Source organism: Burkholderia sp. SCN-KJ (genome assembly GCF_024656005.1).
Lineage (GTDB): Bacteria > Pseudomonadota > Gammaproteobacteria > Burkholderiales > Burkholderiaceae > Burkholderia.
In genome coordinates this window covers 119552-141830 of sequence record NZ_JANKOG010000021.1, presented here as the reverse complement: position 1 = coordinate 141830, position 22279 = coordinate 119552, and the positions used below count along the sequence as shown (strand labels likewise).

15 protein-coding genes are annotated in these 22279 nt (G+C 66.4%); 2 read left to right on the top strand and 13 right to left on the bottom strand.

Going from position 1 to position 22279, the window contains the following annotated elements; translation table 11 throughout:
- Positions 1-331: 331 nt before the first annotated feature.
- Both NQV17_RS28820 and NQV17_RS28815 read right to left on the bottom strand, forming a co-directional pair.
- Positions 332-1168 carry an alpha/beta fold hydrolase gene (locus tag NQV17_RS28820; RefSeq protein WP_044848485.1) on the bottom strand — a complete coding sequence of 279 codons (837 nt, stop codon included), beginning with the start codon at positions 1166-1168 and terminating at the stop codon, positions 332-334.
- 330 nt (positions 1169-1498) lie between these two features.
- Positions 1499-2332: an oxidoreductase gene (locus tag NQV17_RS28815; RefSeq protein ID WP_257774881.1), complete on the bottom strand. Its 834-nt coding sequence runs from the start codon at positions 2330-2332 to the stop codon at positions 1499-1501.
- A 94-nt stretch (positions 2333-2426) separates the two neighbouring features.
- Here NQV17_RS28815 and NQV17_RS28810 point away from each other — a divergent pair, with 94 nt between their 5' ends.
- Positions 2427-3398 carry an AraC family transcriptional regulator gene (locus NQV17_RS28810; RefSeq protein WP_257774880.1) on the top strand — a complete coding sequence of 324 codons (972 nt, stop codon included), beginning with the start codon at positions 2427-2429 and terminating at the stop codon, positions 3396-3398.
- Positions 3399-3632: 234 nt separating this feature from the next.
- Positions 3633-4493 carry a PhzF family phenazine biosynthesis protein gene (locus tag NQV17_RS28805; protein WP_257774879.1) on the top strand — a complete coding sequence of 287 codons (861 nt, stop codon included), beginning with the start codon at positions 3633-3635 and terminating at the stop codon, positions 4491-4493.
- Between the two features lie 384 nt (positions 4494-4877).
- Here the strand turns inward: NQV17_RS28805 and NQV17_RS28800 are convergent, their stop codons facing one another.
- The 11 genes from NQV17_RS28800 to NQV17_RS28750 all read right to left on the bottom strand — a co-directional run bounded on the left by NQV17_RS28800 (position 4878) and on the right by NQV17_RS28750 (position 21690).
- A complete protein-coding gene (locus NQV17_RS28800; RefSeq protein WP_257774878.1) occupies positions 4878-8399 on the bottom strand; it encodes a pyruvate carboxylase in 3522 nt (1173 codons plus the stop codon).
- Between the two features lie 829 nt (positions 8400-9228).
- Entirely contained in the window at positions 9229-10485 is a 1257-nt protein-coding gene (locus tag NQV17_RS28795) for an aromatic ring-hydroxylating dioxygenase subunit alpha (protein ID WP_257774877.1), read from the bottom strand.
- A 179-nt stretch (positions 10486-10664) separates the two neighbouring features.
- A complete protein-coding gene (locus NQV17_RS28790; protein ID WP_257774876.1) occupies positions 10665-11594 on the bottom strand; it encodes a LysR substrate-binding domain-containing protein in 930 nt (309 codons plus the stop codon).
- A 30-nt stretch (positions 11595-11624) separates the two neighbouring features.
- On the bottom strand, positions 11625-12626 hold the full coding sequence (locus NQV17_RS28785; RefSeq protein WP_044848475.1) for a LysR substrate-binding domain-containing protein: 1002 nt from the start codon (positions 12624-12626) through the stop codon (positions 11625-11627).
- Positions 12627-13120: 494 nt separating this feature from the next.
- Complete coding sequence (locus tag NQV17_RS28780; RefSeq protein ID WP_257774875.1) at positions 13121-14614, bottom strand: aldehyde dehydrogenase; 1494 nt, start codon at positions 14612-14614, stop codon at positions 13121-13123.
- 16 nt (positions 14615-14630) lie between these two features.
- Positions 14631-15962, bottom strand: coding sequence for an FAD-binding oxidoreductase (locus NQV17_RS28775; protein ID WP_257774874.1), 1332 nt, complete (start codon positions 15960-15962; stop codon positions 14631-14633).
- A gap of 6 nt (positions 15963-15968) precedes the next feature.
- Entirely contained in the window at positions 15969-16856 is an 888-nt protein-coding gene (locus NQV17_RS28770) for a dihydrodipicolinate synthase family protein (protein ID WP_257774873.1), read from the bottom strand.
- A 162-nt stretch (positions 16857-17018) separates the two neighbouring features.
- The gene (gene glyA / locus NQV17_RS28765) at positions 17019-18344 is read right to left on the bottom strand and encodes a serine hydroxymethyltransferase (RefSeq protein ID WP_257774872.1); all 1326 of its coding nucleotides are present in this window, start codon (positions 18342-18344) and stop codon (positions 17019-17021) included.
- Between the two features lie 137 nt (positions 18345-18481).
- A complete protein-coding gene (locus NQV17_RS28760) occupies positions 18482-19363 on the bottom strand; it encodes a glycine betaine ABC transporter substrate-binding protein (RefSeq protein WP_124521615.1) in 882 nt (293 codons plus the stop codon).
- Positions 19364-19516: 153 nt separating this feature from the next.
- A complete protein-coding gene (locus tag NQV17_RS28755) occupies positions 19517-20404 on the bottom strand; it encodes a proline/glycine betaine ABC transporter permease (protein ID WP_124521614.1) in 888 nt (295 codons plus the stop codon).
- Positions 20401-21690: a glycine betaine/L-proline ABC transporter ATP-binding protein gene (locus tag NQV17_RS28750; RefSeq protein WP_257774871.1), complete on the bottom strand. Its 1290-nt coding sequence runs from the start codon at positions 21688-21690 to the stop codon at positions 20401-20403. The genes NQV17_RS28755 and NQV17_RS28750 overlap by 4 nt, the downstream gene beginning before the upstream one ends.
- Positions 21691-22279 lie beyond the last annotated feature (589 nt).

The following is a 22279-nucleotide window of genomic DNA, read 5'->3' as shown; positions in this document are numbered from 1 at the left end:
GGTGGGGGGGGGGGGGGGGGGGGGGGGGGGGGGGGGGGGGGGGGGGGGGGGGGGGGGGGGGGGGGGGGGGGGGGGGGGGTGGGGGGGGGGGGGGGGGGGGGGGCGGGTGGCGGGCGGCGGGCAGCGGGCAGCGGCTGCAATCGTGCCGGGCATCGAGGGGGAATCACCGGTAGCGAGCCGGACGCTACGCTGCGCCGTGGCGACTTCGCGGTGTCGTGCCGGCAGATCGTTCCGCGTAGCCGGTCAAACCCGCCGGCGAAGCGAAAGGGAGCTGGCCGGCATCACCGGCCAGCGCGGCGCAGCCCGCGAGAACGGGCCTGCGCCGCCAGCGTTACGACTGGACGAAGGCCAGCAGGTCGGCGTTCAGCACATCGGCGTTGACCGTCAGCATCCCGTGCGAATAGCCCGGATACGTCTTCAGCGTGCCGTTCTTCAGCAGCTTGACCGACTTCAGCGCCGAATCGGCGATCGGCACGATCTGGTCGTCCTCGCCGTGCAGCACGAGCGTCGGCACCGAGATCGACCGCAGGTCTTCGGTCTGGTCCGTTTCCGAGAACGCCTTGATGCCTTCGTAGTGCGCCTTCGCGCTGCCGATCATGCCCTGGCGCCACCAGTTCTGGATCACGCCCGGATGCACCGTCGCGCCCGGCCGGTTGAAGCCGTAGAACGGGCCCGACGGCACGTCGAGGAAGAACTGCGCGCGATTGTCGGCAAGCGCCTTGCGGAAGCCGTCGAAGACCTCGAGCGGCAGGCCTTCCGGGTTCGCGTCGGTCTTCAGCATCAGCGGCGGCACCGCGCTGACCAGCACCGCCTTCGCGACGCGGCCTGCCGGCTCGCCGTGGCGGGCCACGTAGCGCGCGACTTCGCCGCCGCCGGTCGAGTGGCCGATATGGACCGCGTTGCGCAGGTCGAGCGCTTCGGCCACCGCGAACGCGTCCGCCGCGTAGTGATCCATGTCGTGGCCGTCGGAAACCTGCGCCGACCGGCCGTGGCCGCGACGATCGTGCGCGACCACGCGATAGCCCTTCTGAACGAAGAACAGCAGCTGGGCATCCCAGTCGTCGGAAGACAGCGGCCAGCCATGGTGGAACATGATCGGCTGCGCATCCTTCGGGCCCCAGTCCTTGTAGAAGATGTCGACGCTGTCCTTCGTGGTGATGTAAGGCATGGCTTCAGGCTCCTTTGGGGTAGGTGAACGTCACGTGCCGGCCGGCCACCCGGGCGGATGTCGGTGTCGAACTGCGGCGCGGCGGCACACCGCGCCGGTCGATGCGGCACCTGAGTGTTGTAGCGGAAAACCGCGACCGTGTCATGAAGCCAATTGCATACCGCCGTGTATCGGTTCTCCGCGGGCAACGACGATGTGTGGCGCGAACGACCATGCCGCGTTCGTCACCGGTCCGGACGGGCACAACCTCGCAGCGGTGTGCTCGCATCCCGAGACTTGACCATTCAACGCAACTAACCGTGCGATTTCACACGCCCCAACCCTCGTGCCTCAACCGTCCGTCGACACGGTCACCGCCTCCCACGTGCGCATGTCGTCTTCCAGCGCCGACCATTTGGCGCGCACGAGCCGAAGCGCATCGCTGCCGAGCAACAGATGGGCCGGCGGATGGTCCGCCGCAATGACCGCGAGCATGGCACGCGCGGCCTTCGCGGGATCGCCCAACTGACGGCCGCTGTTCTCCTCGCGCGCGTGACGGATCGGATCGAAGAGCGCGTCGTAATCGGCGATCGAGCGCGGCGTGCGCGTCATCGAACGGCCGGCCCAGTCGGTGCGGAACGAGCCCGGCGCCACGGCGGTCACCGCGATGCCGAACGGCTCGAGCTCCTTGCCGAGCGTCTCGGAAATCCCTTCCAGCGCGAACTTGCTGCCGCAGTAATAGGCAATGCCGGGCATCGTGATGTGGCCGCCCATCGACGTGATGTTCAGGATGCGGCCGCGCCGGCGTACGCGCATGAACGGCACGACGGCCTTCATCATCGCGACGGCGCCGAATACGTTCACGTCGAACTGTCGGCGCATCTCCGACAGCGGCGACTCCTCCATGATGCCTTCGTGCCCGTAACCGGCGTTGTTCACCAGCACGTCGACGGGCCCGACGCTCGACTCGATCTCCGCGACGACGCCGTCGATGCGCTCGAAGTCGGTCACGTCGAGCACGCGCCCGATGGCCGCATGCGGGGACAGCGCTTCGAACGCCCGCTTCGCCGCTTCGCTTCTCACGGTGCCGACCACCGTATGACCCGCGGCCAGCGCCGCTTGTGCGAGTGCACGGCCGAAGCCGCTGCTGACGCCGGTGATGAGCAAGATAGTGCCGGATGCCATGTGAGCTTCTCCCGAATGTCGATCGAAGCATGCATACTAGTCTGACGATCCACGTAAACTAAGCCCGGTTCCGCTGATTTTCTTGCACAAAACTATGAGCACCGCGCCCTCTTCGTCCCGATCGCCGCGGCTGCCCGCGCGCAGCCGCCAACACCTGATCGCGTTGCTGCATGCATTGGCGCCGGACGAAGGCTACAACCTGACCGCACTGCCGAGCGTGCGCATCCTGCGCTCGAACCGCGCGCTGTCGCGCACGCCGGTGCTGTACGACCCGGGCATCGTGATCGTCTGCCAGGGCAGCAAGCGCGGCTATTTCGGCGGCGAACGCTACCTGTACGACGAGGCCCACTACCTGGCCGTCTCGGTGCCCGTGCCGTTCAGCATGGAAACCGACGCAACGGCGGCGCACCCGCTGCTCGCGCTGTATCTGCACCTCGATTTCCCGATGGCCGCCGAACTCGCCGCGCAGATCGACCGCGAAGGGATCGCCGAACCCGTACAGGCGCCGCGAAGCATGATGTCGACGCCGATGGACGACGCGATGCAGGCGACCGTGCTGCGTTTCGTCGAGGCGCTGCACCGGCCGCTCGAAGCGGCGGTGCTCGGCCGCGGATTGCTGCGCGAACTGTATTTCCGCGTGCTCACCGGCGCGCAGGGCAGCGCCATGCGCAACGCGCTGGCGATGCGCGGACAGTTCGGCCGGATCGGCCGTTCGCTGCGCCTGATCCACGCCGACTACGCGCAATCGCTCGACGTCGCGCAACTGGCCGGGGAAGCCGGCATGAGCGTGCCGAGCTTCCATAGCCACTTCAAGGCGATCACGCAGGTGTCGCCGATGCAGTACCTGAAGTCGACGCGGTTGCATCAGGCGCGCTTGCTGATGGTGCGCCAGGACCTGACCGCAGAGGCGGCCGGCCATGCGGTCGGTTATGCGAGCCCGTCGCAGTTCAGCCGGGAATTCAAGCGGCTGTTCGGGCTCACGCCCGCGCAGGAGACGAAGCGCATGCGCGCGCAGTTCGCGATTCCGGCGGCGTTCGAGGATGCGGTGTTCGTGTCGTCACACTGAGCGACGCGCCGCGAGCGGCACGCCCGGCGAAAAAACAGGCGCGATCGTTGCGAAAATTCGCGTGGCCGGGCCGAAGCGGAGAACCCTGATGATGCACGAAAATTGAAATGCCGAGCGACCGCGCATCGATCGATGCACTCGGTCCGGCAGAATGCAGGATCGTGCCGAAGCATCCCGACATGCGGGCGATGCTCGCACGCCCCGACCAGCACGCCCCTCTCACACGAGATCGAGATGACCCAGTACGCGTTCCGCCTGCTCAATGTATTCGCCGAATCGACGTTCGGCGGCAATCCGCTATGCGTGTTCGAAGATGCGCGCGGCATGGACGACGCGACCATGCGCGCACTGGCCGTGCAGTTCAACCTGTCGGAAACGACGTTCGTGCTGCCGTCGGCGCATGCGCATGCCCGCGTGCGCATCTTCACGCCCGGCCATGAAATGGCGTTCGCGGGCCATCCGACGCTCGGTACCGCGCATGTCGTGCGCGACCTGCTGAAGGCTGGCGACACACTCGCGCTCGAATTCAAGGCCGGCGTGGTCGACGTCAAAGCCGGCGACGACGTGTGGACGTTCACCGCCCCGCATGCGGGCATGCCGAAAACGGCGCCTTGCGCGTTGCCCGATACCGACACGGCGGCCATGCTGGGACTGACGACGGACGATTTCCTCGCACCGCCGCTTTGGGTCGACACCGGCGCGGACCAACTGCTGGTCGCCGTCAAGAACCCCGCCGCCGTGCGCCGCGCCCGGCCCGACAGCGCCTGCCTCGAGCGCTGGCCGACCAACAGCCTCGGTCGGAAGACCGCCTATGTGTTCGCGTTCGACCCGCATCGTCCCGGGAAAGTGGTCTCCCGCTATTTCTTTGCGAAACCGGGCGGCGGGATTTTCGAAGACCCGGGCACGGGGTCGGCCTGCGCGAATCTCGGCGGCTGGCTGCTTGCGGCCCATCACGCGCTGCCCGCCGCGTTTCAGGTCGAACAGGGTGAAGCCGTCGGCCGGCCTTGCCTGCTGCGGTTGTCGGTCGGCTCGAACGGTGAAATCAGCGTCGGCGGTCGCGTGGTCGAGCTCGGACGCGGCGTCATCAACGTGTAGACGCAACGACCTGCGACGCCGGACGCGCGCGCGACACACCGCCATCCATGCGTCGTGCGTGCTGCGGGCCGGCGCGGGAGCGATCGACGGCCGGTGCATCGACACACGCCAGGCGTCGCCGCGCTTGCCATGCTGCACGCATCGCCCGCCCGAGCCGATCGCCGACATCAACGACCCGGCCGCCGAAATCGCGCACACGTCGTGCGCCGCCTGCAACGCATGCTTCGGCGCGGCAGCCGTGTAGCCGCTCGTCGAGCGCGCGTAGGGGATGAGCAGCAGCGCTTCCATCACATGCTCGCGCATCTGGCCGAACCGCTCGCGCGGTTCGTGATCCTCGCGGCTGCACCGGATCGGCTTCGCGAATTCGACCAGGCGCGGCAACCGTCATTGCGCCGGGTCTTTCAGCTCGATCAGCAGATCCTTCGCCGCGACTCGCTCGCCCGGCTTCACATGCACGGCCGCGATCTCGCAGTCGCGCTCCGCCGCGATGTGCGTTTCCATCTTCATCGCCTCGAGCGCGATCAGCGTCGTGCCGGCCGACACACGCTGCCCCGGTTGCACGGCGACCGTGACCACCGAGCCCGGCATCGGCGCGGCGACATGCAGCGGATTGGCCGGATCGGCACGCTGCAGGCCATGACGCTCCTTGCCCGCCTGCACGACGCTCTTCTGCTCGACCAGCGCGGAACGCGACTGGCCGTTCAGCTCGAACAGCACCTTCACGATGCCGTCCTGCGCATCCGCATGCTGCCCCTGCAGCGACACGAGCAGCGTCTTGCCCGGCTCGATGTCGATCGCCACTTCTTCCTGCGGCTGCAGCCCGTACAGGAACGCCGGCGTCGGCACGACCGACGTGTCGCTGTAGGCACGCACGTGCGCGTAGTAGTCGACCGTCTGCTTCGGATACATCAGGTAGGACGCGAGCTGCCGGTCGTCGAGCGGGCGCTCGCACGCGGTCTCGGCCTGCTTGCGTGCCGCGTCGAGGTCGACCGGCGGAAGCTGGTCGCCGGGACGATACGGCGCCGGCGGTTCGCTCTTGAGCACCTTGCGCGACAGGTCGGCCGGGAAGCCGTCGGGCGGGAAACCCAGCTCGCCCTTGAACAGCGACACGACCGACTCGGGGAACGCGATGTCCTTGTCCGGATTGCGCACGTCGTCCACGCCGAGGTCGTTCGCGACCATCATCAGCGCCATGTCGCCGACCACCTTCGACGTCGGCGTGACCTTCACGATGTCGCCGAACAGGCGATTGACGTCCGCATACGCACGCGACACCTCGGTCCAGCGATGATCGATGCCGAGCGAGCGCGCCTGCTCGCGCAGGTTCGTGTACTGGCCGCCGGGCATCTCGTGACGGTAGACGTCGGCCGTGCCCGCGCGGATCTCCGATTCGAACGGCGCGTAATAACGGCGCACGCCTTCCCAGTACATCGACGCTTCGTGCAGGCGATCCTGATCCAGCTCCGGATCGCGTTCGCTGCCGGCCAGCGCCGCCGCGATGCTCGACAGGTTCGGCTGCGACGTGAGCCCGCTCATCGCGTCGAGCGCGCCGTCCACCGCGTCGCAGCCCGCACCGACCGCCGCGAGCACCGACGCCGCGGCGATCCCGCTCGTGTCGTGCGTATGGAAATGCACGGGCAGCCCGGTTTCTTCCTTGAGCGCCTTCACGAGCGTCGCGACCGCCTGCGGGCGGCAGATGCCGGCCATGTCCTTGATGCCGAGCACGTGCACGCCGGCCCGCTGCAGCTCGCGCGCGATGCCGACGTAGTATTTGAGGTCGTACTTCGAACGTGACGTGTCGAACAGGTCGCCGGTGTAGCAGATCGCGCCTTCACAGAGCATCCCGCTCTCGCCGACCGCATCAATCGCCACGCGCATGTTGCGCACCCAGTTCAGAGAGTCGAACACGCGGAACACGTCGACGCCCGCGCTCGCGGCCTGCTGCACGAAGAAGCGCACGACGTTGTCCGCGTAGTTCGTGTAGCCGACTGCGTTCGAGCCGCGCAGCAGCATCTGGAACAGGATGTTCGGCACGCGCTCGCGCAGCAGCGCGAGCCGCTCCCACGGGTCTTCCTTCAGGAAGCGCAGCGCGACGTCGAAGGTCGCGCCGCCCCAGCATTCGAGCGAGAACAGCTGCGACAGCTCGCGTGCGTAGAACGGCGCGATCGGCAGCATGTCGGCCGTGCGCATGCGCGTCGCGAACAGTGACTGGTGCGCATCGCGCATCGTCGTGTCGGTCAGCAGCACCTGCTTCTGGTCGAGCATCCAGCGCGCGAACTTCTCGGGGCCGAGCTCGCGCAGTCGATCGCGCGTGCCGGCCGGAATCGCCACCGCCGTATCGACCTTCGGCAGCACGGGTTTCGGCAGCGGCAATGCCGGCAGCGTGCGGCCGTTCATCTCCGCATTGCCGTTCACGTTCAGCTCGCCGAGATAGCGCAGCAGCTTCGTCGCGCGATCGCCGCGCTTCGCGAATGCGAGCAGCTCCGGCGTCCTGTCGATGAAGCGCGTCGTCACGTCGCCCGCGATGAAGGCCGGGTGATTGATCACGTTCTCGAGGAACTGCAGGTTCGACGTGACGCCGCGAATCCGGAACTCGCGCAGCGCGCGATCCATCCGGTGGATCGATTCGGCGGCCGTCGGCGCCCAGGTCGTCACCTTGACCAGCAGCGAGTCGTAGTACGGCGTGATCACCGCACCGCCGTAGGCGGTGCCGGCGTCGAGGCGCACGCCGAAGCCCGCCGCGCTGCGATAGGCCGTGAGCCGCCCGTAGTCGGGCAGGAAGTCGTTCTCCGGGTCCTCGGTCGTGATCCGGCATTGCAACGCGTTGCCATTCAGCGGAATCGCCTGCTGCTCCGGCACGCCGGCCGCGCGCGCGACGAGCGCACCCTCGCCGTCCGTCGCGTCCTCCGCGAGGCCGATCCGGCCGCCTTCGGTGATGCGGATCTGCGCCTTCACGATGTCGATACCGGTAATCATCTCGGTCACCGTATGCTCGACCTGGATACGCGGGTTCACCTCGATGAAATAGAACTGGCCGGTGTCGGCGTCCATCAGGAATTCGACGGTGCCGGCATGGGTGTACCCGACCGCGCGCATCAGGCGCAGCGCCGATTCGCACAACGCCTGCCGGCCGTCGTGATCGAGATACGGCGCCGGTGCGCGTTCGACGACCTTCTGGTTGCGCCGCTGCACCGTGCAGTCGCGCTCGTACAGATGCACGACCGTGCCGTGCAGGTCGCCGAGCACCTGCACCTCGACGTGCCGCGCATTGCGCACGAGCTTCTCGACGTATACCTCGTCGTTGCCGAACGCGGCCAGCGCCTCCCGGCGTGCGACAGGCAACAGTGTTTCGAGGTCCTGATCGTTTTCCAGCACGCGCATCCCGCGTCCGCCGCCGCCCCAGCTCGCCTTCAGCATCAGCGGATAGCCGACTTGCGCGGCCAGCGCGCGGCATGCGTCGAGATCGTCCGGCAACGGCGCGGTCGCGGGCATCACGGGCACGCCGGCGGCGATCGCCGCATTGCGCGCGGCCACCTTGTTGCCGAGCGTGCGCATCACGTCCGGCGACGGGCCGATCCAGCGGATGCCGGCGTCAATCACGGCCTGCGCGAAATCGGGGTTCTCGGACAGGAAGCCGTAGCCCGGATGGATCGCGTCGACCTTCGCCTGCCGCGCGACGCGCAGGATGTCGTCGATGTCGAGATACGCGGCGAGCGGCTTCTTGCCTTCGCCGATCAGGTAGCTCTCGTCCGCCTTGAAGCGATGCAGCGCGAGGCGGTCTTCCTTCGAATACACCGCCACCGTACGCATGTTCAGTTCGGCGGCGGCACGCATCACGCGGATCGAGATTTCCGAGCGGTTCGCGATCAGGATGGACTGGATGGGGGTAGGCGTCACGGCGGCCATGGATAGTGAATGGTTGAATTGAGTTCGCCGCCGCGCCGTGCTCCGCCCGCCTGCTTCATTGGGCGGCGTGCGGATCGTCGCGTCGGTCATTCGCGGTTGCATCGTCGCGGCTTTCGCCAGTCGACATGTTCGCCAGATCGCCGGATGATCGCTATCGACATCGCGACGACGAATAGCATCCAGCCGACCAACCGGAAATAAGGGACCGGCTCGCCGGCCGGTCCGGTCGTCGGTCGAAGCACGGCGAGCCCGTGGCACGAACCGCGCTCGCGACAGGATCAATCGCGGTGATCGAACAGCGGTGCGTGATCCATCCAGTCGTAGCCTGCCGTTCCCTTTGCCCACGCCCAGTTCGTATCGCGGCGGCGTTCACCGGACGATTCGCGCGTCGGCGCGGATCGATCTGCTTCCACCGCGCGTTCGCGCGCAACGCGACGCGCATCGTTCCTGGAAACCGTGTTTCGTTTGCCGTAGTCAGTCATTGCATTCACCTTACGATTGAAAAGCGGGTCGCCTCTCGAACCGTGCGGTTCGTTTCGTCAGGAAAGACCGGTCAGACGAGAGGACATCGAACATGTCGTCTCGTAAAGGCAAAAAGCAGGCCACATGGAATATCACACGGACGGCGTTGATGGACGGGGCTCGGGCGCGCAGCCCGGCCTCGTCCCGACTCAGATATGGAATCGAAGTTTCAATTCTGAAATCCCGCGAGGCGGGACCGGTCAGCAGAGCGGACCGATGGGCCAGGAGAAGTCAACGTCAATCGGGCCCCCATCGCACACCGCTGAGAAAGGATCCGAAATCGCCCTCCCGACGCGTCTCACCTCCATCAGATCCCGTGCGCGCTCAACCGCGCGCCGTACCAGCGCGAGAACCGGTCGACGTAAGCCTCGGTGAACGGCGAGAACACGCCCGGCGCATACGCAGGATCCTGGGTGCCCGCGTGCGTGATCTCGACGAGGTGCTTGTCCTGCGTATTCGTCGCGACCCATACCTCGGTCAGATCCGACAGCGTGTAATCGACGCCCTCGACCGCGTCGGCATGGACGAGCCATTTCGTGCACACGAGCGTCTTGTCCGGTGCGAGCGGGATGATGTACGAAATCACCGCGTGGTCGCTCATCACGTGGGTCCACGAATTGTGCGTCCACAGATGCGTATCGCCGAGATCGCGCCGTTGCAGGTTGCCGAACAGCTTCGTGCTCGCCACCTTCGTGCTGATCGTCTGCGATTCGCCCGCGCCGGCGATCACGAGCTGCTGCGTCCTGAACTGCGTGACGGCATCCTCATCGAGCCATTCGACGGCCGAGCCGAGGAAGCCTTCGCGCGCCCAGTTCGCCTGGCAGCTGGCGTTGCGCGCCTGGTATTCCTCGAACGCCCGAAGCTGTTCGTCCGTGAGGTTTTCCGGGCAGAAGCCAAAATCCTCGGGCAGGAACGACGCGGTCAGCTCGGGATGGGTGCCCGCGCAGTGATAGCACTCGCGGTTGTTCTCGATCACCAGCTTCCAGTTGCCGTGCTCGACGATCTCCTGCTCGAACGCGATCTTTGTATGCCGCAGGTCGTACGGCGCGAAGCGCGGCGCCATCGTGTCCTCGAGCTTCGCGATGTCCTCGGGTGCATCGTCGTCGAGGCACACGAAGATGTGCGTGCCGATGATGCGCGTCTTCACCGGAATCAGGCTGCGGCAGGTCGTGTCGAAATCCTTGCCCATGTGCGTCGCGTGGCGCAGCGTGCCATCGAGGTCGTACGTCCATTGATGATAAGGACACACGAGCATTCCGACGGTCGACTTCCCCGCCTCCTTCAGGCGCGCGCCACGGTGACGGCACACGTTCCGGTAGGTTCGGACGTTCTCGTCGTCGTCGCGTACGATGAAGATCGACGACTTGCCGATGTCGACGGTCGACACGTCGCCGGGCTCCGGAACGTCGGCCGTCACGCCAACCAGGATCCAGTGCTTCCGGAAGAAGATCTCGACATCCGTTTCGAAAACGTCCTGACGGCCGAACAGTTCGCCGGGCATCCCGTGGCCCGGTTGGCGACTGCGGATCAGGTCACCGTGCGTCTTGACTTGCACTTCGGACATCGTCTTTCTCCAATCCCAAGGTTCGTGAAATCGCGCGGCTTCGAATGTTCCGCGTCGATTTCAGTATTGGATCGATGAAAAAGAGCGTCAACGCGCTTTATTTTCGTTCTGGTATTACCTGGGATCATGCGAAGCGGACAGAGCGAAAATCGCCGCGAAAGTCTGCCGGCGTGCCTGCGTCAGTCCTGCCTGACGTCCGCGCGCAGCCAGTCGACGAGGCCGTCGATCGCCGGCGTGATCGTCTTCCCGTGCGGCACCACGATGTAGTAGGCGTCCGTCATCTGCAAGGACGCCACCGGCAACCGCACCAGTTCCCCGGCGTCGAGCAGGTCGTGGACGAGCCGCCCCCAGCCGAGCGCGACACCATGACCATAGCGGGCGGCATCGATCGCATCGGTATATAAGCTGCAGCGCAGCGCGTAATTCAACCGGTCGGGCCGGAAGCCGGCGGCATGGAACCACGCCTCCCACCCCATCCAGCCCTCGGACGTCGAATCGGACTCCACCAGCGCGACGGCGGCGAGTTCCGCCAGCGATTCCGGCGCGCCGTGCTGCCGCAGCCAGGCCGGCGAGCAGACGGGAAAGACTTCTTCGTCGAACAGGCGGATCGCGGTGCCGTCGGCCCAGCGACCGTTCCCGTAGCGCACCGCGATGTCGATTTCGTTGTGGCGCAGATCGGCGGTGAACATCAGCGTCGCGAGACGCAACTGCAACTCGGGCTGCGCGGCCTTCAGCGCGGCAAGCCGCGGCAGCAGCCGGAAATGCGAGAACGCGGAGGTCGCCGCGAGGACGAGTTCCTGCCGGATCGGGCCGCTCGTCAGACGGTCGAACACACCGGCGATCTTCTGCATCGACTCGGCCATCACCCGGTACAGCGCCGCACCCTCGTCGGTAAGTTCGATCGAGCGATGCAGCCGATGGAACAGGCGCGTGCCGAGCAGGTCCTCGAGGAACTTGATCTGCCGGCTCACCGCGGCCTGCGTGACGCCGAGTTCGTGCGCGGCCAGCGTGAAGCTGCCGAGGCGGGCGACCGCCTCGAACTCGACGAGCGCCGTCACGGACGGGATCAGACGGCGATAGCCTTTGGGGGTTGCGGACGCAGGTTTCATCTGACGAACGCGTGGTGCGGGGGCAGCGTGCTATTGACCGATCTCGACCCCGGCATCTAGCCAGCCGCGCATCATCACGCCGACCTCGTCGCCCAGCCACTTCCGGAACAGCCGGTATTCCTCGCGCGGCTGCGCATTCCGGTGCGTGATCAGATAGTGATGGCGATCGCGGAACACCAGCACGTCCTGTACCGGACGCACCAGGGTGCCTTGCTCGATCTGCCGGTGCACGAGGTGATGCCAGCCCAGCAGCGTCCCCTCGCCGGCCTCGGCCTGGGCGACGAGCAACCGGTAGTCGTTGCTTTCCAGATACTTGTTCTCGGTCAGCGTGTCGGTACCGTCGCCTTGCTGGAACCAGTTGCGCCACACGCGCCAATCGACGTGCTCGCACACCTGCGCGCGGCCGAGCATCGACAGGTTCAGGGTCGGGCACGACAGCAGGTCCAGCGGCTTCAGCGACCGGCCGCGAAAATGGCGTTCGTGAAAGGACGGGCTGCAAACCGGATACACGATGTCGTGAAACAGCGGCTCGGCTTCGAACTCGGGCTCGCGCGGCGGGTTCTTCGTGATGATCACATCGGGCTCGATGAGCCCGTCGAGTTCCATGAAGTGTTCGGTGACGATCACGTTCAGCCGGATATCCGGAAACCGCTCGCGAAACGCGGGCAGCCGCGACGACAGCCAGAGCGCCGAGAACGTATGCGACACGCAGATCATCAGCGCGTGCCTGTCGGTGCGGCGCACCGCCTCCGCCGCCTCGGCGATGTTCATGATCGACAGGTACGACGCGTTGTAGAGGACGCGCCCCGCATCCGTCAGCGCGATATGCCGGCCGGTGCGCTCGAACAGCGCGACGTCGAGCGAATCCTCGAGTTCCTTGATCTGCCGGCTGATCGCGGCCTGCGTCACGCACAGCACCTCGGCCGCCTGGGTGAAGCTCTCGTAGCGCGCCGCCGTCACGAAACACCGCAGCGCGCGAAGCGACGGCATCTGCGCGAGGAGTCGGTCTGCAAACAATTGCTTCTTCAACATGGCTTTCACTCTCAAAACGGAGGTCGGACGCAGCGTCGGCGCATTCGTCGACGGCAGTCCCCATCGGCTGCCTGCGAGCAGGCTCATCGCAAACCTTTCGATTATCTGAATATTACGGCTTGCGAGTCGGCCGGGCGGCGTCGCGATGACGTCATTCTTGATCGATTGTGCACTGCGTCGCCATTATCGGAAGCGATGATGGAGACGGCAAGGCGCACGGTGGTGCCGCCCATCCGCCCCCGCGCCAGGCCACTGCGCGGCGCGGGGGCGCAGCGCACCATACGCGATGCCGGCGCGGCGTAGCGTCGTTCGTTCTGTCGCGCGCCGCGTGCGCCATTCTCGCCGGCCGAGCGGCCGCTGGCCATACTCGTGCGACATGGTGCAGGACAACATCGCAGCCGATCGGCGGCTCGACAAGCCGCCGAAACGGTTTCGCCGCAACCTGCAGCCTGGGCCGCGCGGCCCCGGGGTGCAGCGTGCGCGGCGCGCCCCACTTAGTCGAGCTTCAACCAGGTGGTCTTCAGCTCGCAATATTGATCGTGTGCGTACACGGATTTGTCGCGGCCGCCGAACCCCGACTGCTTGAAGCCGCCGAACGGCGTCGACAGGTCGCCTTCGCCGAAGCAGTTCACCGTGACCGTCCCCGCACGAATCCGCGCGGCGACCTTGTGCGCGCTGTTCACGTTGTCGGTCCACAGCGACGCGGCCAGCCCGTAGCACGTATCATTCGCGATCCGCACCGCGTCGTCGACGTCGTCGTATTCGATGAAGCACACGACCGGCCCGAACACCTCGTCGCGCGCGATGCGCATCTCCGGCGTCACCTGATCGAAGATCGTCGGCTCGACGAACCAGCCGCCCGTCTCCGCGAGGATCGCGCGCCCGCCGCATACCACGCGCGCGCCTTCCGCCTTCGCCTGTTCGATATGGCCGAGCACCTTCTCGTAATGCTTCTGTTCGATCAGCGCGCCGAGCTTCACGTCCGGATCGAGCGGATCGCCGGTCTTCCAGCCGGCGAGCACCGCCTGGACCTTCTCCAGCAGTTCCGCCTTGCGGCTCGACGGAACGAGGATCCGCGAGCCGGCGCTGCAGTTCTCGCCCATGTTCCAGAACGCGGCCGCAACTGCCTGCTCGGCCACCGCGTCGAGGTTCGCGACGTCCGGCAGGATGACCTGCGGATTCTTGCCGCCGCACTCGAGCACGACGCGCTTCAGGTTCGTATCGGCCGAGTAGTGCAGGAACCGCTTGCCGGTTGCGGTCGAACCGGTGAACGCGACGAGATCGACGTCCGGATGCCGGCCGATCGCCTCGCCGGCCTCGGCGCCGAACCCCGTGACGACGCTGAACACGCCCGGCGGCACGCCGGCTTCCATCGCGAGATCGGCGATGCGCAGCGTCGACAGCGACGTCTGCTCGGCCGGCTTCACGACCACGCTGTTGCCCACCGACAGCGCGGGGCCGATTTTCCATGCGAGCATCAGCGCCGGGAAATTCCACGGCAGCACCGCGCCGACGACGCCGATCGGCTCGCGCGTGACCATGCTGACGACGCCGGCGCCGGAAGGCGACAACGCGTCGTAGCGCTTGTCCGTCACTTCCGCATGCCAGCGGATGCACGCGGCCGACTCGGGAATGTCGAGCCCCAGGCATTCGCCGATCGGCTTGCCGGCTTCCAGCGCCTCGAGCAGCGCGAGTTCCTCCGCGTGCTCGTCGATCAGCTGCGCGACGCGCAGCAGCACCGCCTTGCGATGCGCGGGTGCGGCCTTCGACCAGACGCCCGACTCGAACGCTTCGCGCGCGGCCGCGACCGCGCGATCGACGTCGCGGTCGCTACAGCGCGCCACTTCGGCAAGCACCTTGCCGGACGCCGGGTTGAGCGTCGCGAACGTCTCGCCCGACGCCGCCGCGCTGCGCTGCCCCGCGATGAACGCGCGACCGTCGAGCGACAACGCGTTCGCCTTCTGTTTCCAATCCTGATGGGTCGTCATGTCGTTTCCTCAAAAATCAAAGCTCGGCACCAGCCGAGAATTCCTTGGCCCAGATCGTCGCCGACACGGCCAGGTCGACGAGCGGCCGAACCGGCAGCGGACGCGGATGCGGCTGCTTCAGCAACTGCTGCACGAGACTGTTCGATTCGCCGAGCGCGTATTCGGCGATCAGCTTGCCGGAGGCCGACCCGCGGCTCAGCCCGAGGCCGTTGCAGCCGATCGCCTCGTAGAGGCCGTCGTCGCGCCTGCCGAACAGCGCACCGTTGTTCGAGGACAGGCACAGCGGCCCGCCCCACGTATATTCGAGCTCGACGCCGCCGAGCATCGGGAAGCGGCGCTCGAACGAGCGCTGATGCAGATGCCGCGATTTCGCGAGATCGGCCTGCGACAGCTTCACGTCCGGCCGGAACGCGAAATGGTTGCGCACGCAAATGCGATCGGTGACCAGGCGCCGCACCGTCGTGCCCATCGGATCGGCCGGAATCAGCGCCCACGAGCGCGTGCCGCCGAGTCTCGCCACTTCGTCGGGGTTCATCGGGCGCGTGAGCGACGCGAACGTATAGACCGGCAGCAAACCGTTCGAATGCATGCCGAAGGTCGCCGCGTATGCGTTGGTGCACAGGATCACCTGCTTCGCGACGATCGTGCCGCCGGTGAAATGCAGTACGCGCGTGTCGCCGCGCGGTTCGATCCGCTTCACCGGGCTGAGCTCGAACACCGTCACGTTCGCCGGTTGCGTCGCCGCCAGCCCGCGCATCAGCGCCGCCGGCTGCACGGTGCTGCAGCCCGGCGTGAACAGCGCGCCCGTGTAGAACCCGGTGCCGGTCACGGCCTGGATCGCCGGCTGATCGAGCCATTCGAATGCTTCGCCGATGCGCGACAGCCCGTCGGCGAAATGCGCGAGCGCGGCCGCGCCCTTCCGGTTGACCGACGCGTGGAATTTGCCGTCGTCGCGCCAGTCGCAGTCGATGCCGAAACGCCGCACGATCTCGCGCACATAGTCGATGCCGTGCCGCTGAAACCGCACGTCCGCACGATCCTCGTCGATGCTGCGCGAGTAGCTTTCGCTGCTGATGTCGTGCGGCAGGTCGACGAAGAATCCGGAATTGCGCCCGGACGTGGTGCGGCCGATCCGGTCGGCCTCCACGAGCGCGATGGACGCACCGGGTGCCAGCTCCGCCAGCCGGCGCGCGGCACAAAGCCCGGTGATGCCGCCGCCGACGACGACCCAGTCGAACCGGCTGTCCGACTTGACGGTATTGGCGTCCGGTGCGGGCGGAAGACTCTCCCACCACCCGTTCATCCCGTCCGGCGCCGGAAACCGCGCGAATTCCAGAGTCGAGCCCATGACGGATTACCGGCCGTCGCGCAGCAGCGGCTTGACGAGCTTCGCGAACGCGTCGCGCTCGTCGCCCGACAACGCGCCGAGCGGCGCGCGCGCGACGCCGACCGGCAGCCCGGCCAGCTCGCAGCCGTAGCGCACGTACTGAATGAACTTGCCGCTGCGCTCGAGCAGTTCGAGCACCGGCAGCAGTTGGGCCATCAGCGTGCGACCGGTCGCGAAATCGCCGCGCTTCACGCATGCGTCGAACAGGTCGGTGTGCGCTTCCGGCAGGAAGTTCGATGCGCCGCCGACCCAGCTGCGCGCGCCCCACGCGAAGAACTCGAGCGCCTGATCGTCCATCCCGCAGCTCAGCACGAGCCGGCCGCTGAAATGCGTCGACAGGTGATGCAGATGCGCGATGTCGCCGGTGCTTTCCTTCATCGCGACGAAGTTCTTGCGCTCGAGCAGCGTCTCGAGAATGTCGTCGCCGATTTCGGTGCCCGTGCGGGCCGGGAAGTTATACAGCATGATCGGCATGTCGAGCGCGTCGTCGACCGCGAGCAGGTGCGCGAGCAGTTCCTGCTGGGTCGGCTGCGCGTAGTACGGCGCCGCCACGAGCAACGCGTTCAGCCCCGCGCGCTTCGCTTCACGGCCGAGGCGCAGCACCTCCTTCGTCGTGGTCGCGTTGATGCCCGCGGTCAGGAACGTCTTGCCGCCGGCCGCGGCGGCGACCGTGTCGAACGTGCGCACGCGCTCGTCGAAGCTCAATGCGTAGTATTCGCCCGTCGTCCCGCCGATGCCCAGGCCGGATACCCGGCCCGCAAGATCGGCCGCATGCCGGCCCAGCAGTTCGTGGTTGATTTCGCCGTCCGCGTCGAACGGGGTGACCAGCGGAGTGTGTACGCCCTCGAAGCTCATTTTCGATTCCTCAATCAAGTGGTTGCACCAGGTTCCCGCCCGTCAGGCAGGAAACCGGCAATTCGACACAACGTCGTCGGTACGTCGCTGCATACGCGCAGCGACGCCGATCGATTCACTACGTGATCCGAACGATGTTCGAGGTTCAGACCGATTCCCGGATCAGGCGAACGCCTCCGCGTGCGCGTAGACGGGAAACTGGCTGCACAGGTCGCGCACGCGGGTCCGTACCGACCGCTCGACCGCTTCGTCGCCGTTCGGATTGCGCTCGAGCGCAGCCAGCACTGCCAGGATCAATTCGCCGATCTGCTCGAACTGCGCGGTTCCGAAGCCGCGCGTGGTGCCGGCCGGCGTGCCGAGCCGGATGCCGGACGTGACGGTCGGGTTTTCCGTATCGAACGGAATCCCGTTCTTGTTGCAGGTGATGCCCGCGCGCTCCAGTGCCTTCTCGGCCTGCGCGCCGGTGATGCGCCGGGCGCGCAGGTCGACCAGCAGCAGGTGGTTGTCGGTACCGCCCGTGACGAGCGTCAGGCCGCCGGCCGTCAGCACGCGCGCGAGCGCCTGCGCGTTGCGCAACATCTGCTCGATATAGCGGGTGAATTCCGGCCGAAGCGCTTCCGCAAAGGCCACTGCCTTGCCGGCGACGACATGCATCAGCGGCCCGCCCTGCAACCCCGGAAACACCGCCGAATCGATCTGCTTCGCGACCTCGGCGTGGTTCGTCAGGATGAAGCCGCCGCGCGGGCCGCGCAGCGTCTTGTGCGTGGTGGACGTCACCACGTCGGCGAACGGCACCGGGTTCTGATGCCGGCCGGCCGCGACGATGCCCGCGATGTGCGCCATGTCGACCATCAGCTTCGCATCGACGCTGTCGGCGATCTCGCGAAACGCGGCGAAGTCGAGCGCGCGCGGATACGCGGAGTAACCGGCGATGATCAGCTTCGGGCGATGCCGCTCGGCGAGCCGGCGCACGTCGTCGTAATCGATGCGCAGCGTGTCGCGGTTCACGCCGTACTGCACCGCGTTGAACCACTTCCCCGACAGCGCGGGCCGCGCGCCGTGCGTGAGGTGGCCGCCCGCATCGAGCGACATGCCCATCACCGTGTCGCCCGGCTTGACGAGCGCGAGCATCACCGCGCCGTTGGCCTGCGCACCCGAATGCGGCTGGACGTTGGCGTGGCTCGCGTCGAACAGCGCGCACGCGCGATCGATTGCGAGCGCCTCGATCCGGTCGACATGGTCGCAACCGCCGTAGTACCGCCGCGACGGATAGCCTTCCGCGTACTTGTTCGTCAGCACGGTGCCCTGTGCTTCCAGCACCGCCGCCGACGCGATGTTTTCAGATGCGATCAGTTCGATCTGGGTTTGCTGGCGACGCAGCTCCAGCGCGATCTCCGACGCGATCACCGGATCCCGGCTCTGAAGCGTTTCGGAAAAAAAGCGGGCGTTCTCGTTCACTTGCTGACTCCGCGACGCGATTCGTGACATGCTGCATGGACTGCGCGTACCGCACATCGCGAGGCCGGCGCCATCGTTGCGGCTCCGCCCATCGGCTTCGGGCGATACGCCCCGCCGGTTCGCGCGGACGACGCCGATCGCATCGTCTGCGCCACCGGGGCGCGGCTTTACTGCTGCAGCCAGGCCTTGAGCTTCTCTGGGTGTGCATCGACGAACTTCTTCGCGGCGCTCGCGTAGTCGTTCGTGCTGTTCCCCTCGAACTCGATCGCCTCGACATCGGCCAGCGTCAGCTTCAGGTGCTTGAAGAACACGTCGGCGCGCGGGAACTTGCCCGCGAACTTCTTCGACGCGAACGCATGAATCTGCTCTTCGCCGCCCAGCGTGCCCTTCGGATCCTTCAGGTAACGCATCTGCCACTTCTGGAACAGCCAGTGCGGGCTCCAGACCGTTGCGACGATCCACTGCTTCGACTGGTACGCACGCGAGACGCTCGCCAGCATGCCGGCCTCGCTCGACGCCTGGAGGTTGTAGCCGTCCAGGTTGTACGCCTTGATGGTCTTCTCGGATGCCTGCATCAGGCCGCCGCCCGGCTCGATGCCCTGGATCGTGCCGTTCAGCTTGCTCTTGACTTCCGGCTTGCTCAGGTCGGCGATCGACGACAGCTCCGATTCCGGAATGTAGGTTGGCACCGCCCAGCCATTCTTGCCGCCGGTGTAGATGATGCCGACGTCGTCCAGGTCGTTCTTGTACTTCGCGTAGTAGGTCCCGTGCGTGACCGGCAGCCAGCCCCCGACCATGATGTCGAGATCGCCACGCGCGACACCCTGGTACTGGATGCCGATGTCGGCCTGGACGAACTGCACCGGTTGCTTGAGTTGCGTCTCGAGCACGTACTTCGCGACGTTCGCCACCGCGAGCACGTCCGCCCAGTTGGTCACCGCGATCTTGACCGGCTCGGCCGCCGATGCCGCGCCCACACCTGCGCTGCAGGCCACCACCGTCGATACCGCAAGTTTCGCCAGAAGCGACTTGAACGTATGGGTATTCATCTAGTACTCCTTTTTAATCACGCGAGTCTTTCAAGGGTGAGGAACGCCTTCGATCGGCGTTTCCGGTCTCCACGCACTGCTACACCGGTTCCGCCGCGGCACCGTGGCCGCGACGCTTAATCGTCCTTCAATTGCCTTCGACCGCCCTGTTCGTCAGGTGCGTGCCGCGCCACGCGGGCCGGCCTTGCCGGCACGCACGATCGGCTTCTTCGCCTTCTTCTTCGCCTTCACGCCGAAGCTCTCCGTCAGGCGATCGAGCACGATCGCGAGCAGCACGACGCCCAGCCCGCCTTCGAAACCGATCCCGATGTCGAGACGCTGAATGCCGCTCAGCACGTATTCGCCGAGGCCGCCCGCGCCGATCATCGACGCAACCACCACCATCGACAGCGCCATCATGATCGTCTGGTTCACGCCGGCCATGATCGACGGCAGCGCGTTCGGCAACTGGATCTTCCACAGCAGCTGCCAGTCGGTGCTGCCGAACGAGCGGCCGGCTTCGATCAGTTCCTCGCGGACCTGCCGGATGCCGAGCGTCGTCAGCCGCACGACGGGCGGCATCGCGAACACGATCGTCGCGATCACCGCCGGCACGCGTCCGAGCCCGAACAGGATCACGGCCGGGATCAGGTACACGAACGCGGGCATCGTCTGCATGAAGTCGAGCAGCGAGCGCAGGATCATGCCGATCCGGTTGTTGCGCGCGCCCCAGATCCCCAGCGGGACGCCGATCACGAGGCTGAAGAAGGTCGCCGCGGTAACGAGCGCGAGCGTCGATACCGTCTGTGCCCACAAGCCCATGTAATGGATGACGAGCAGCGCGAGGCCGACGAAGATCGAGAACACGATGCCGCGGCGCCACAGCGCGAGCCCCACCATGATCACGACCATCGCGATGAACGGCACGGCGGCGAGACCGTCTTCGAGCAGCTTCACGACCGCGCCGAGCCCCGCCGAAAACGTGTCGAAACCACCGCGGAAATGCAGAAACAGAAAGTTGACGAAGTCTTCCGCGAACTTCCCGATCACCGACGCATTCATGCTGCCCTCCGTTGCATCATCTGCTTGAGTATCGTCCGGCAGGACACGACGCCCGCCAGTTGTCCCGCCGCGTCCGTCACCGGCACGTCGTGCTGCCGGGTCAGTGCGATCGACGCGAGCCGATGCAGATCCGTATCGATCGACACCGCATGGAAGTCGGGCAGGAATGCCTCGCGAATCGGCCGGGCACCGGACCGGTGCAGTGTGGCGGCCGTGACGCAGCCCAAGTAATGGCCGGTCTCGTCGCACACGTAGCCGCATTCCGCGCCGCTGTCGATCAGCTGGTTCAGGTAGCGGTCGGATGGCGTCCCCGCGTCGCACTGAAGCAGCCCGCGCTCGACCTTCGTCATCATGCTCGACGCCTTCAGGAAGCGCGATACGTCGACATTGCGGAAGAATTCCTGCACGTACGCGTCCGCCGGTGTCTGGATCAGTTCGGCCGGCGTGCCGACCTGGATCAGGCAGCCGTCCTTCATGATGCCGATGCGGCCGCCGATCTTCACCGCTTCCTCGATATCGTGGGAGATGAACACGATCGTGCGCTGCTCTTCCTTCTGCAGGCGCAGCAGCTCGTTCTGCATTTCGAAGCGGATCAGCGGATCAAGTGCGGAGAAAGCCTCGTCCATCAGCAGGACCGACGGGTTCACCGCGAGTGCGCGGGCAAGGCCCACGCGCTGCTGCATGCCGCCGGACAACTCGCTCGGCAGCAGCTTCTCGTACGACCCGAGCCCGACGCGCTCCAGCGCGGCACGCGCGACCTCGTAGCGCTGCGCTTTCTTGATCCCCGCGACCTCGAGCCCGTACGCGATGTTGTCGAGCACGGTCCGGTTCGGCAGCAGCGCGAACGACTGGAACACCATCGCCATCTTCCGGCGTCGAACGTCGCGCAATTCCGGCGTCGACATCGGCGCGATGTCGCGGCCTTCGAGCACGACCTGCCCGGACGTCGGCTCGATCAGCCGGTTGAGCAGACGTACCAGCGTCGATTTACCCGAGCCCGACAGCCCCATGATCACGAAGATCTCGCCGGCCCGCACGCTCAGGCTCACGTCGTCGACCGCCACCATGTTGCCGGTTTCGGCGAAGATCTCGTTGCGCCCGACGCCGCGCTTCATCAGCTCGATCGCACGCTCGGGCTTCGGACCGAAGATCTTCGACAGGTGCTTGACGGTCAGGATGTCGGTTCCGGTCGCGATGCTCGACCGGGCGATCGACGGCGCACCGTCGGTGGAGATTGCTCCGGGGGGAAGTACGTCGCCCGGTGCAAACGTCAGATTTGGGGCCATTCTGTCATCCCGACTAACTGGTAACGGAAACCGCGAACTCCACACGTGTCGCCATCGATTGCCGGCTTGCTGCCAGGGCTCGATGCCGCGCTCGCGTGGTTGACGGCGCTGATTCAGTGACTGCAGCGTATCAATCCAATTTCGTCGCTCCAGATACATTTTCTGTGCGCTTTTCCATACCTTTGGTAATGCATCGAAGATGGGCAAAATCGCGCGCATGGTGCGGAACCGTGCAAACGACGCGAAAGCCGCCGCCGGCGGGGCTGCACGCGATTTGGCGGGGATCGCGGCCAAGTGGCGCGCGCAGGGCGTGAAACGGCACGCTAGGGGAAAATCCGGACGGGGAGACTTAAGGGAAACTACCAAGGAGACAGGCATTCGACTGCGCAAATGGCCGCCGAGCCGCCGATGCGCGACATCTGGCGCGTGACGCAGGCCCACCTTGCGCTGCGGGCGCTCGACCGGGCGGACGGGTCGCGGATACGTTAGCCGAAGCGGCGCCCGACACGACACGCACGCAACGCAGCGCGTTCGCTGAGCTGATGATGATCCGGATCGCCGTGGCCGCGCGGCATGCAATCACGTTGCC

Coding starts and splice junctions, on each gene's coding strand:
- NQV17_RS28820 (WP_044848485.1), bottom strand. CDS start 1,168: ATGCCTTACATCACCACGAAGGACAGCGTCGACATCTTCTACAAGGAC.
- NQV17_RS28815 (WP_257774881.1), bottom strand. CDS start 2,332: ATGGCATCCGGCACTATCTTGCTCATCACCGGCGTCAGCAGCGGCTTC.
- NQV17_RS28810 (WP_257774880.1), top strand. CDS start 2,427: ATGAGCACCGCGCCCTCTTCGTCCCGATCGCCGCGGCTGCCCGCGCGC.
- NQV17_RS28805 (WP_257774879.1), top strand. CDS start 3,633: ATGACCCAGTACGCGTTCCGCCTGCTCAATGTATTCGCCGAATCGACG.
- NQV17_RS28800 (WP_257774878.1), bottom strand. CDS start 8,399: ATGGCCGCCGTGACGCCTACCCCCATCCAGTCCATCCTGATCGCGAAC.
- NQV17_RS28795 (WP_257774877.1), bottom strand. CDS start 10,485: ATGTCCGAAGTGCAAGTCAAGACGCACGGTGACCTGATCCGCAGTCGC.
- NQV17_RS28790 (WP_257774876.1), bottom strand. CDS start 11,594: ATGAAACCTGCGTCCGCAACCCCCAAAGGCTATCGCCGTCTGATCCCG.
- NQV17_RS28785 (WP_044848475.1), bottom strand. CDS start 12,626: ATGTTGAAGAAGCAATTGTTTGCAGACCGACTCCTCGCGCAGATGCCG.
- NQV17_RS28780 (WP_257774875.1), bottom strand. CDS start 14,614: ATGACGACCCATCAGGATTGGAAACAGAAGGCGAACGCGTTGTCGCTC.
- NQV17_RS28775 (WP_257774874.1), bottom strand. CDS start 15,962: ATGGGCTCGACTCTGGAATTCGCGCGGTTTCCGGCGCCGGACGGGATG.
- NQV17_RS28770 (WP_257774873.1), bottom strand. CDS start 16,856: ATGAGCTTCGAGGGCGTACACACTCCGCTGGTCACCCCGTTCGACGCG.
- glyA (WP_257774872.1), bottom strand. CDS start 18,344: ATGTCACGAATCGCGTCGCGGAGTCAGCAAGTGAACGAGAACGCCCGC.
- NQV17_RS28760 (WP_124521615.1), bottom strand. CDS start 19,363: ATGAATACCCATACGTTCAAGTCGCTTCTGGCGAAACTTGCGGTATCG.
- NQV17_RS28755 (WP_124521614.1), bottom strand. CDS start 20,404: ATGAATGCGTCGGTGATCGGGAAGTTCGCGGAAGACTTCGTCAACTTT.
- NQV17_RS28750 (WP_257774871.1), bottom strand. CDS start 21,690: ATGGCCCCAAATCTGACGTTTGCACCGGGCGACGTACTTCCCCCCGGA.